Origin of the sequence: Micromonospora sp. D75, from assembly GCF_018070405.1 — a bacterium.
In the GTDB taxonomy this organism is placed as follows: domain Bacteria; phylum Actinomycetota; class Actinomycetes; order Mycobacteriales; family Micromonosporaceae; genus Micromonospora; species Micromonospora chalcea.
Map to the genome: position 1 here is coordinate 1 of NZ_JAGPXV010000129.1, position 11,227 is coordinate 11,227.

Sequence of the window (11,227 nt, forward strand, 5' to 3'; positions counted from 1 at the left end):
GTGACCAGGTCTCGCAGGGAGTGGTGGCGGCGCAGGTGTCGTACCGCGGTCAGGCCGACCAGGTAGCCGCACCGCTTGGGCAGGCCGCCGGCCAGCGGCGAGTCCCGCATCAGGAAGTACGGGGCGTGGTGCTCGACGTCGGTGGCGTCGAGGTCGGCGCGGACCCGGCGCAGGATCTCCGGCCACCGGCGGCGGCACTCGTCGAGCCACTGCCGGTGGCCGGGCCGGCCGAACCAGAGGTACTCCTCGTCCGGCCGCCCGGGGTCCAGCTCCGCCGTCACCTGGGTGGCGAGCCCTTCGGTGAACAGGGCGTTCGCCACCCCGTACTCGGGCCAGTCGCGGATCGCGGCGCCGCGGTCGTGCACCACGTGCGCGGCCTCGTGCCGTACCAGCAGGTCGAGATCCTCGGGCGGGCCGAGCTGTTCCACGGCGAGGAAGAGCGCGTACCTGCCGTTCAGCTCACCGGCCCAGCCGTTGGCCTGGTTGCGCCCGACCAGCACCACGCACTCGACCGGCCCGCCGTCGCCGGACCAGCCCAGCGCGTCGGCCACCGCCGCGACGCCGCCGGGCAGCAGCGCGCGTACCGTCTCGGCTCGTGCCGCCAGCTCGGTGGCGCGGTCGCGGAGCCCGTCCAGGGCGGCGGCCACGCCGGCTGCGTCGGACCAGCCGCCGTCGCGGCGCAGCGCCCGGACCACGTCCGGGTGCCCGGCCAGGTAGCGGGAGGTCCACGGCGGGCCGGACCGTTCGGCGCAGGCCAGGAAGTCGGGCACCAGGTCACGGACGAGCAGCAGGTCGGTGGGCGGCATCCGCACGATGCTGCCCGGCCGCGGCGCGGCGGGCAAGACCGCGACGGTACGGGGACAGCTCCGCATCTGAAGGAAGTCTTCAGCAAACTGCCCTTCGACGCAAGGTATCGACATAGACGAACGTCACGCTATAAGGTGCGGCGAACCGGCGACGGGAGCCAGTCGCCCCATGCAGTCGACGAGGAGTGACGTGACAGTTCGGAGACCCTCGCGCCGGGTGAGCCACCTGCTCGGCGGCGCCGTGATCCTCATGATCGGCCTGACCGGCCTGCCGGCCCACGCCGCGCCTGCGCACGGCGCTCAGCCGCTCGCCGCGGCCTTCGACCGGGCCGCCGCCGGCTCCGACGTGCCGCGCGACCTGCTCGCCGCGCTCGGGGACGCCGAGACCCGCCTGGACGGTCACGGCGGGCAGCCCAGCGCCTCCGGCGGATACGGCGTGATGCACCTGACCAGCAACCCGAAGGTACGGACGCTGGACGAGGCCGCACGCCGGACCCGGCTGGACCGGGCCGAGCTGCGTACCCGGGACGCGGCGAACGTGGCCGGCGCGGCGGCCGTGCTGCGCTCCTACGCCGACGAGGCCGGGCTGACCGCGGCGCAGCGCGACGACGTCAACCAGTGGTACGTCCCGATCGCCCGCTACGGCGGCTCGACGGACGCGGCCACCGCCCGGCTGTACGCCGACGCCGTGTACGACCTGCTCGCCCGGGGCTTCATCGCGACCACGGCCGGCGGCGAGGTCAGCGTGGACGGCCGTCCGGTCGCGCCGCAGCGGGGCCGGTACGCCGCCGTGGCGCCACTGGGCACCGGCGACTTCGGCACCCTGAGCACCGACTACGGCCCGGCCGCATGGGTGCCGGCCAACTCGTCCAACTACACGGTCTCCAGCCGCGAGTCGGCGTACCCGATCAACTACATCGTCATCCACACCATGCAGGGCAGCTACGCCGGCTCGATCAGCTGGTTCCAGAACGCCGCCGCCGGCACCAGCGCGCACTACCTGCTCCGCTCCTCCGACGGCGCGGTGACCCAGATGGTGCGGGACAAGGACATCGCCTGGCACGCCGGCAACTGGACCTACAACACCCAGTCGATCGGCATCGAGCACGAGGGGTACGTCGACAACGCCTCCTGGTACACCGACGCGATGTACCGGTCGTCGGCGGCGCTGACCCGCTTCCTGTGCGACAAGTACGGCATCCCGAAGACCCGCACCAACATCATCGGGCACAACCAGGTGCCGGGCGCCACGCACACCGACCCGGGGTCGAACTGGAACTGGACCTACTACATGCAGCTCGTCACCGGCGGCACCACTCCCCCGCCGACTGCCTGGTCGACGATCGTGGACAACACCACCGCCGGCCGGTTCACCGCGAGCGCCAACTGGGGCACCTCGACGTACTCGGCGCAGCGCTACGGCGCCGACTACCGGTACGCCAACCCCGTCGCGGCCAGCGACACCGCCTGGTACAAGGTGAACATCCCGGCGACGGCCACCTACCGGGTTGAGGTCTGGTATCCGGCCGTCGCCGGCTACAACACCTCCACGCCGTACATCGTCGCGACGACGAGCGGCAACCAGACGGTAGCGGTGAACCAGAGCGCCAACGGCGGTGCGTGGCGGTCACTGGGCACCTTCACCCTGGCCGCCGGTGACGCCGACAAGGTCGGTGTCAGCAGGTGGTCCGGCAGCACCGGGTACGTGATCGCCGACGCCATCCGCGTCACCCGCGTCTAGCCGGCACGTCCCCGCTCGGCCCGGTCAGCTCACGTTGGCCGGGCCGAGCACGCTCTTCAGGTCACCCATCAACGCAGTGGTCGGCGCGACCCGGAACGGGCCGAGGCGCAGCGTGGTGACCTTGCCGCCGTTGAGCAGCTTGACGTGCACCTCGGTGTCGCCGGGATGCAGCACGAGCGTCTCCTTGAGCCGTTCCACCAGCGGCGGCGTGCAGCGGTGCACCGGGATGGTGAGCGTGACCGGCTTGTTCGCCGGGTTGCTGGTGACGTCCGGCATGGACATGTCCATCGCCATGATGCGCGGGGTGTCGTCGCGCCGGTCGACCCGGCCCTTGACCACCACGATCGCGTCCTCGGCGATGTACTGGCCGATCACCTCGTACGTGTTCGGGAAGAACAGCGTCTCCACGCCGCCGGCGAGGTCTTCGAGGGTGGCCGACGCCCAGGCCCGGCCCTGCTTGGTGACCCGGCGCTGCACGCCGGAGAGGATGCCGGCCAGGGTGACCACCGCGCCGTCGGGCACCGTGCCCTCCTCCGACAGCGCGGCGATGGTGGTGTCCGCCGCCGCGCCGAGCACGTGTTCCAGGCCGAACAGCGGGTGGTCGGAGACGTACAGGCCGAGCATCTCGCGCTCGAACGCGAGCTTGTCGCGCTTGTCCCACTCCCCCTCGCCGATGACCGGCATGACAGTGGTGGTGCCGCCGGTCTCGGACTCGCCGAAGCCCGCGCCGAACAGGTCGTACTGGCCGACCGCCTCCTTGCGCTTGACGTCGGCGTACGCGTCGATGGCGTCGGCGTGCACTGCGAGCAGGCCCTTGCGCGGGTGGCCGAGCGCGTCGAACGCCCCGGCCTTGATCAGCGATTCGATTGTCTTCTTGTTGCAGACCACGGCGTCGACCTTGGACAGGAAGTCGTAGAAGTCGGCGTAGTCGCCCTTCTCCTCGCGGCACCGCATGATCGAGGCGACCACGTTCGCGCCGACGTTGCGTACCGCGCCGAGACCGAAGCGGATCTCCTCGCCGACCGGGGTGAACGGCCCGGCCGAGGTGTTGACGTCCGGCGGCAGCACCTGGATGCGCATCCGGCGGCACTCGGACAGGTACATCGCCATCTTGTCCTTGTCGTCACCGACGGAGGTGAGCAGGGCGGCCATGTACTCGGCCGGGTAGTGCGCCTTGAGGTACGCGGTCCAGTAGGAGACCAGGCCGTACGCGGCGGAGTGGGCCTTGTTGAAGGCGTAGCCGGCGAACGGGACCAGCACGTCCCACACGGCCTGGATGGCCTCGTCGGAGTAGCCGCGCTCGCGGCAGCCGTCCCGGAACGGGATGAACTCCTTGTCGAGGATCTCCTTCTTCTTCTTGCCCATCGCCCGGCGCAGCAGGTCGGCCTGGCCGAGCGTGTAGCCGGCGAGGATCTGCGCGGCGCGCTGCACCTGCTCCTGGTAGACGATCAGGCCGTAGGTGGGCGCGAGGATCTCGCGCAGCGGCTCCTCCAGCTCCGGGTGGATCGGGGTGATCTCCTGGAGGCCGTTCTTGCGCAGCGCGTAGTTGGTGTGCGAGTCCACGCCCATCGGGCCGGGCCGGTAGAGCGCCAGGACGGCGGAGATGTCCTCGAAGTTGTCCGGTTTCATCAGCCGCAGCAGCGAGCGCATCGGCCCGCCGTCGAGCTGGAACACGCCGAGCGTGTCGCCGCGGGCCAGCAGCTCGTACGCCGGCTTGTCGTCCAGCGGCAGGCCGAGCAGGTCCAGCTCCCGGCCGTGGTTGAGCTGGATGTTCTTCACCGCGTCGTCGATGATCGTCAGGTTGCGCAGGCCGAGGAAGTCCATCTTCAGCAGCCCGAGCGACTCGCAGGTCGGGTAGTCGAACTGCGTGATGATGACGCCGTCGGAGTCGCGCCGCATGAGCGGGATGTGCTCGATGATCGGCTCGGCGGACATGATGACGCCGGCGGCGTGCACACCTGTCTGCCGGATCAGGCCCTCGATGCCCTTGGCGGTCTCGATGACCTTCTTGACGTCCGGGTCGGACTCGTAGAGGCCACGGATCTCGCCCGCCTCGGCGTAGCGGGGGTGCTTCGGGTCGAAGATGCCGGACAGCGGGATGTCCTTGCCCATCACCGCCGGGGGCATGGCCTTGGTGATCCGGTCGCCGACCGCGTACGGGTAGCCGAGCACCCGGGCCGAGTCCTTGATCGCGGCCTTCGCCTTGATCGTGCCGAACGTGGCGATCTGCGCGACCTTGTCCTCGCCCCACTTGTCGGTCACGTACTTGATGACCTCACCGCGCCGGCGCTCGTCGAAGTCGATGTCGACATCGGGCATGGAGACGCGCTCGGGGTTGAGGAACCGCTCGAAGATCAGGCCGTGCGGGATCGGGTCGAGGTCGGTGATGCCGAGCGCGTACGCCACGAGCGAGCCGGCCGCCGAGCCACGCCCGGGGCCGACCGCGATGCCCTGGCTCTTGGCCCACTGGATGAAGTCGGCGACCACGAGGAAGTACGACGGGAAGCCCATCTGGATGATGACGCCCAGCTCGTACTCGGCCTGGACGACGTGGCCCTCGGGGATGCCGTTGGGGAAGCGGCGCTTCAGCCCGGCGAAGGTCTCCTTGCGGAACCAGGACTCCTCGGTCTCGCCCTCGGGGATCGGGAAGCGCGGCATCAGGTTGTGGAACGTGAACATGCCGGCCGGGTCGACCTTCTCGGCCACCAGCAGCGTGTTGCGGCAGCCCTGCTGCCACAGCTCGGAGGAGTCGACGGCGCGCATCTGGTCGGCGGACTTGACGAAGTAGCCGCCGCCCTCGAACCGGAACCGGTTGGGGTCGGCCACGTTGCTGCCGGTCTGTACGCAGAGCAGCACGTCGTGCGCCTCGGCCTGCGCCTCGTGGGTGTAGTGCGAGTCGTTCGTGACCACCGGCGGGATGTCGAGCTTGCGGGCGATCTCGGTGAGCCCGTCGCGGACGCGGCGCTCGATGTCGAGGCCGTGGTCCATGATCTCCAGGAAGTAGTTGTCCTTGCCGAAGATGTCCTGATAGGCGGCGGCGACCTTGAGCGCCTCGTCGAACTGGCCCAGCCGCAGCCGGGTCTGCACCGCGCCGGACGGGCAGCCGGTGGTGGCCATGATGCCCTGGGCGTGCTCGGCGATCAGCTCCATGTCCATCCGGGGCCACTTCACGTAGTGGCCCTCCATGGAGGCGCGGGAGTTGAGCTTGAACAGGTTGTGCAGGCCGTCGCGGTTGGCCGCCCACATGGTCATGTGGGTGATCGCGCCGTTACCGGAGACGTCGTCGCTCTTCTGCTCGGGGCGCCCCCACTTGACCCGCGCCTTGTGGAAGCGCGACTCCGGCGCGACGTACGCCTCGACGCCGAGGATGGGCTTGACCCCGGCGTCCATGGCCTGCTTGTAGAAGTCGTTCGCGCCGTGCATGTTGCCGTGGTCGGTGATCGCCACCGCCGGCATGCCGAGCCGCGCCGCCTCGGCGAAGAGGTCCTTGAGCCGGGCCGCCCCGTCGAGCATCGAGTACTCGGTGTGTACGTGCAGATGCGCGAACGAATCGCCCATGCGTGGCGCCCCCCGGGTTGTGGATCAAGCTGCGTCGGAGTCGACCGACCCACCCTACCGAGGTGATCTCGCGGGCTCCACCGTCCGCGCCGGGCGTGGCCCGGGTCTCTCCGGCCGGCCGGTGTGCGGCACGCGATGTTCTTCTCTATTGCAATGGTGTGTGGCACACACTATCGTGTTGAGCATGGTCAGCGAAGAGGTCCTCCGGACCCACCTCCAGGAGCTACGGCGCGGCACTGTCGTGGTGGCCAGCCTGGTCGCCCTGCGCCGCCCCGACTACGGATACGCCCTGCTGCAACGGCTGGCCGCGCACGGCTTCGCGGTCGACGCCAACACGCTCTACCCGCTGCTGCGCCGGCTAGAGGACCAGGGCCTGCTGACCAGCGAGTGGAACACCGAGGAGAGCCGGCCGCGCAAGTTCTACCGGACCAGCGACGACGGCGAGTCCGTCCTGAACCGCCTGCTCGACGACATGACCGCGGTGCGGACGTCCGTCACCGACCTGATCGAAGGAGCGGAACGATGAGTTCCCTGACCGACCGTTACGTCGCCGCCACCATGCGGGCCGTGCCCGCGCAGCGCCGCCTGGAACTCGCCGAGGAACTGCGCGGCTCCATCGCCGACATGATCGACGACCGGACCGCGGGCGGGCAGGACCACGCCTCCGCCGAACGCGAGGTGCTCACCGAGCTGGGCCACCCGGAGAAGCTCGCGGCCCGCTACAGCGACCGCACGCTGCAACTCATCGGCCCGCGCTACTACCTGACCTGGTGGCGGCTGCTGCGACTGCTGCTCACCTGGATCCCGGCGATCGTCGGCGTGCTCTCCGGCGTCACGAAGGCGCTCGTCGACGGCGAGCCGGGCGCGGCGATCGGCGCGGCGATCGTGGCCGCCATGCAGACCGCGGTGCAGATCGCGTTCTGGGTCACGCTGGTGTTCGCCGTGCTGGAACGCACCCGCACCCCGCTCGGCCTGCCCGAGTGGACCGTCGACCAGCTCCCCGAGGAGACCCGGGAACGGCAGATCAACCACTCCGACAGCATCGCCTCGGTGGTGTTCCTGCTCGCCACCATCGGCCTCCTGATCGGCCAGCACTTCCAGCGCTGGACCACCGACGACGGCACCCGGCTGCCGGCGCTCGACCCGGCGCTCTGGAGCTTCTGGCTGCCGGCCCTGATCGTGGTGCTGCTGGCCACCGTCGGCCTGGAGATCGCCAAGTACCGGTCCGGCCGGTGGACCTGGCCCCTGGTGGCGGTCAACGCGGTGCTCAACGTCGCCTTCGCCGCCCCGGTGCTCTGGCTGCTCGCCACCGACCGGCTGCTCAACCCGGAGCTGGTCGAGCGGTTCGCCTGGCTGCGCGACGGCGGCACCGTCGAGTTCGCCCGGGTGGCGGGCGCGGTGGTCGTGCTGGTCGCGATCTGGGACGTGATCGACAGCGCGGTCAAGGCCGGCCGCGCCGCCTGACCCACGCCCGGCCCGGCACGCCCCGTCGAGGGCGCGCCGGGCCCTTCCGGGTACGCGGACAGTCAGGCCGCCGCCCGCCACTCCCGGGCCAGCAGCGCGTAGACCACCTCGTCGGTCCACTCCCCCTTGACGAACTCGTTCTCCCGCAGGTGCGCCTCCCGGCGCATGCCGAGCCGCTCCAGCAACCGGGCCGAGGCGGTGTTGCGGGCGTCCAGCCGGCCGACGATCCGGTGCAGGCCCAGCCCGTCGAAGCCGATCCGCAGCAGTTCCCGGGCCGCCTCGGTGACGTACCCGCGGCCGGTGTGCGCGGGATGCGCCACGTACCCGATCTCGCCCTGCCGGTGCTCCCCGCTGGTCCAGCTCAGCAGCACGTCGCCGACGAACTCGCCGGTGTCCGCGACCGTCACGGCGAGGTTGAGCACGTCGCCGGGCGCGCGCAGCGCGGTCCGCCGGACCAGCCGCTCGATCGCGGCCCGGGCGGCGCCGTCGTCGTACGGCTCGTGGTAGAGGTAGCGGGTGACCTCCGGGCGGCCCCGGTAGTCCCGGAGCACGGTCACGTCCGCGGCGGTGAAGGCGCGCAGCAGCAGACGCTCGGTACGCAACGGCAGATCAGGCACGAACACCCCGGCAGGCTACGTCGGCACTGTCGTCCGGCCCACCCGATTACGCCCCGGCCACCGCGACGGCCCGGTCGGTGGCATGGTCGTACGGTGAGCACCGCACCCACCACCGCCTGGCGCCGGCCGGCTCCCACGGCGGCGCAGTTCCGCGCCGACCTCTGGGTCGGGCTCGCGGTCACCGTGCTGGCCCTGTTCGAGCTGACCCTGGCGTACAGCACCGGGGCGTTCCTGCTCGGGCCGCCGCCGAGCGTCGCCGAGCAGGTCTGGTGGACCGTCGCGGTGACCGCCCCGCTGGCCGTACGGCGGCGCTGGCCCGCCACCGTCGCGGTGATCGTGGCCGTCGCCTTCGTCGCCGGGCAGGCGCGGGCGGTCCCGCTGGCCCAGATCCCGTCGGGCGCGCTGTTCGCCGCCCTGTTCACGCTCGGCGCGTGGGGCACCGACCGGCGGCTGGCCGGGCGGCTGCGGGCCGGCATCATCGTCGCGATGTTCGCCTGGCTCTGGCTGTCCCTCGCGTTGCGGGCCGACCAGATCTCCGCTGCCTCCTTCGCCGACGCCGCCGGCCCGGTGCCGCCGGTGCTCGCCGCAGTGGTGAACGGTGTGCTCTACAACGTGCTGTTCTTCGGCTTCGCCTACTACTCCGGGCAGACCGCCTGGGTGGCCGCGCGCCGCCGGCACGAGCTACGCGAACAGGCCGAGCAGCTGCGCCGCTCCCAGGCGGAGGCGCGCGAGCGCGCGGTGATGGGCGAGCGGGTCCGCATCGCCCGCGAACTGCACGACGTGGTCGCCCACCACGTGTCGGTGATGGGCGTGCAGGCCGCCGCGTGCCGGCGCGTGTTCGACCGGGACCGGGACAAGGCGCGTACCGCGCTGGCCGCCATCGAGCAGACGGCCCGCACCTCCGTCGACGAGCTGCGCCGGATGCTCGGCGTGCTGCGCGACCCGGACGCCGCGGCCGGCGCGGTCACCGCGCCGGAGGACACCGCCGGCATCGACCAGGTCCGCGCGCTCGTCGACCGGGCCCGGGAGACCGGGCTACGGGCCGACCTCGGGGTGTACGGGGAGCCGGTGCCGCTGCCGCGCTCGGTGTCGCAGGCGGCGTACCGGATCGTCCAGGAGGCGGTGACGAACGTGGTCAAGCACGCCCACGCCACCACGCTGGACGTGCGGATCCGCTATCTGGCGAGGGAGTTGGAGATCGACGTGAGCGACGACGGGCAGGGCGGCGCGCCGGCGGCCGGGACCGGGCTCGGCCTGATCGGCATGCGGGAGCGGGTCGCCGCCCACGGCGGTGAGGTGGAGGCCGGGCCGCGCCCCGGCGGCGGGTTCCGGGTCCGGGCCCGCATGCCGCTGCCGGTCGAGGCCGCCGGGCGGGCGGCGTGAACGCGCCGGTACGGGTGCTGCTCGTCGACGACCAGCACCTGGTCCGGACCGGTTTCCGGGTCATCCTGGAGGTCGAGGACGACATCGAGGTGGTCGGCGAGGCTGCCGACGGGCAGCGCGCCGTGTCGATGGCGTCCGCGCTGCGGCCGGACGTGGTGCTGATGGACGTGGAGATGCCGGTGCTCGACGGGCTGGAGGCCACGCGCCGGATCACCGCCGACTCGACGCCGGGCGGCCCGGCGGTGCTGATCCTCACCACGTTCGACCGGGACGATTATCTGTTCGCGGCGCTGCGCGCCGGGGCGAGCGGCTTCCTGCTGAAGAACGGCACCCCGGAGGACCTGGTCGAGGCGGTGCGGGTGGTGGCGCGCGGCGAAGGGCTGATCGCGCCGGCGCTGACCCGGCGGGTGATCTCCACGTTCGCCCGGCCCGGCGGGGCGCCGCCGGACCCCCGGCACGACGCGGCGACGGCGGACCTGACCCCGCGCGAGCGGGAGGTGCTGGAGCTGGTCGCGAGCGGCGCCAGCAACGCCGAGATCGCGGACGTGCTGCGCGTCGGCGAGGCGACGGTGAAGACCCACGTCAGCCGCGTCCTGGCCAAGCTGGGGCTGCGCGACCGGGTGCAGGCGGTGGTGTTCGCGTACGAGCACGGGGTGGTCCGGCCCGGCGGATGACGCCGGTCCGTCGCAGGACGGACCACGTGATCGTTCCGCGGTGGGACGACGGGTGCGGGCGCCGGCCGTAGCGTCGGGATCATGACCAGCGTGCTCCGCCTCGACGGCGTCGACCGCAGCTTCGGCGGCCGTCAGGTGCTCAAAGACGTCTGCTTCGACATGACCGCCGGGCGCATGACCGGGTTCGTCGGCGGCAACGGCGCCGGCAAGACCACCACCATGCGCATCATCCTCGGCGTGCTCGCTTCGGACGCCGGGCAGGTCACCTGGCGGGGACACCGGCTCACCCGGGAGGACCGGGCCCGGTTCGGCTACATGCCCGAGGAACGCGGCCTCTACCCGAAGATGACGCCCCGCGAGCAGGTGGTCCACCTCGGCCGCCTGTACGGGCTGGACGCCGCCGGGGCGCGCCGGCGCACCGACGCGCTGCTGGAGCGGGTCGGTCTCGGCGAGCGGGCCGACGACCTGCTGGAGACGCTGTCGCTGGGCAACCAGCAGCGCGCGCAGATCGCCGCCGCGCTGGTGCACGACCCGGAGGTGCTGATCCTGGACGAGCCGTTCTCCGGGCTCGACCCGCTCGCCGTCGACATGGTGGTCGCGGTGCTGCGGGAGCGTGCCGCCGCCGGAGCGCCGGTGCTGTTCTCCAGCCACCAGCTCGACGTGGTGGAGCGGCTCTGCGACGACCTGGTGCTCATCGCCGGCGGGACGATCCGGGCCGCCGGCGCCCGCGAGGAGCTGCGCGCCGCGTACACGTTGCCCCGGTTCTCGCTCGTGGTGGACGGCGACGCCGGCTGGCTGCGGGACCAGCCCGGCGTGCGGCTGGTCGACCTCGACGGCGCGCGCGCCGTGTTCGAGGTGGACCCGCCCGCAGACGACCAGGCGGTGCTGCGCGCGGCGCTGGAACGCGGCCCGGTACGCGCGTTCGGCCCGGTCACCCCGTCCCTCGCCGAGATCTTCCGAGAGGTCAACCAGTGAACACGTTCC

Annotated in this window: 9 protein-coding genes; 6 read left to right on the forward strand and 3 right to left on the reverse strand. The window is 71.9% G+C overall.

The features are described from left to right. The coding region (locus KBX39_RS10800; RefSeq protein ID WP_247660067.1) for a hypothetical protein at window positions 1-842 on the reverse strand (842 nt) is incomplete at its 3' end. A 154-nt stretch (window positions 843-996) separates the two neighbouring features. On the opposite strand from KBX39_RS10800, the gene KBX39_RS10805 reads away from it, so the two are divergent. Next, window positions 997-2,547, forward strand: a complete 1,551-nt coding sequence (locus KBX39_RS10805) for an N-acetylmuramoyl-L-alanine amidase (RefSeq protein ID WP_210870305.1) — start codon at window positions 997-999, stop codon at window positions 2,545-2,547. A gap of 24 nt (window positions 2,548-2,571) precedes the next feature. Here the strand turns inward: KBX39_RS10805 and dnaE are convergent, their stop codons facing one another. Then, on the reverse strand, window positions 2,572-6,105 hold the full coding sequence (gene dnaE, locus KBX39_RS10810; RefSeq protein WP_064448535.1) for a DNA polymerase III subunit alpha: 3,534 nt from the start codon (window positions 6,103-6,105) through the stop codon (window positions 2,572-2,574). A 184-nt stretch (window positions 6,106-6,289) separates the two neighbouring features. On the opposite strand from dnaE, the gene KBX39_RS10815 reads away from it, so the two are divergent. After that, window positions 6,290-6,631: a PadR family transcriptional regulator gene (locus KBX39_RS10815; RefSeq protein ID WP_043324991.1), complete on the forward strand. Its 342-nt coding sequence runs from the start codon at window positions 6,290-6,292 to the stop codon at window positions 6,629-6,631. Continuing rightward, on the forward strand, window positions 6,628-7,569 hold the full coding sequence (locus KBX39_RS10820) for a permease prefix domain 1-containing protein (RefSeq protein WP_043324992.1): 942 nt from the start codon (window positions 6,628-6,630) through the stop codon (window positions 7,567-7,569). Before KBX39_RS10815 ends, KBX39_RS10820 begins: the two co-directional genes overlap by 4 nt. Window positions 7,570-7,631: 62 nt before the next feature. On the opposite strand, the gene KBX39_RS10825 is transcribed toward KBX39_RS10820, so the two are convergent. After that, a complete protein-coding gene (locus KBX39_RS10825; RefSeq protein ID WP_043324993.1) occupies window positions 7,632-8,192 on the reverse strand; it encodes a GNAT family N-acetyltransferase in 561 nt (186 codons plus the stop codon). Between the two features lie 87 nt (window positions 8,193-8,279). Between KBX39_RS10825 and KBX39_RS10830 the strand changes: the two genes are divergently transcribed. From KBX39_RS10830 to KBX39_RS10840, 3 genes are all read left to right on the forward strand, one after another. Beyond that, the gene (locus KBX39_RS10830; protein WP_043324994.1) at window positions 8,280-9,569 is read left to right on the forward strand and encodes a sensor histidine kinase; all 1,290 of its coding nucleotides are present in this window, start codon (window positions 8,280-8,282) and stop codon (window positions 9,567-9,569) included. Next, window positions 9,566-10,243 carry a response regulator transcription factor gene (locus KBX39_RS10835; protein WP_104115898.1) on the forward strand — a complete coding sequence of 226 codons (678 nt, stop codon included), beginning with the start codon at window positions 9,566-9,568 and terminating at the stop codon, window positions 10,241-10,243. The genes KBX39_RS10830 and KBX39_RS10835 overlap by 4 nt, the downstream gene beginning before the upstream one ends. A gap of 81 nt (window positions 10,244-10,324) precedes the next feature. After that, the gene (locus KBX39_RS10840) at window positions 10,325-11,218 is read left to right on the forward strand and encodes an ABC transporter ATP-binding protein (protein WP_210870307.1); all 894 of its coding nucleotides are present in this window, start codon (window positions 10,325-10,327) and stop codon (window positions 11,216-11,218) included. Window positions 11,219-11,227: the final 9 nt, after the last annotated feature.

Bases quoted from the DNA above. Each gene is read 5' to 3' on its own strand.
- dnaE (WP_064448535.1), bottom strand. From the start codon at position 6,105: ATGGGCGATTCGTTCGCGCATCTGCACGTACACACCGAGTACTCGATG.
- KBX39_RS10815 (WP_043324991.1), top strand. From the start codon at position 6,290: ATGGTCAGCGAAGAGGTCCTCCGGACCCACCTCCAGGAGCTACGGCGC.
- KBX39_RS10820 (WP_043324992.1), top strand. From the start codon at position 6,628: ATGAGTTCCCTGACCGACCGTTACGTCGCCGCCACCATGCGGGCCGTG.
- KBX39_RS10840 (WP_210870307.1), top strand. From the start codon at position 10,325: ATGACCAGCGTGCTCCGCCTCGACGGCGTCGACCGCAGCTTCGGCGGC.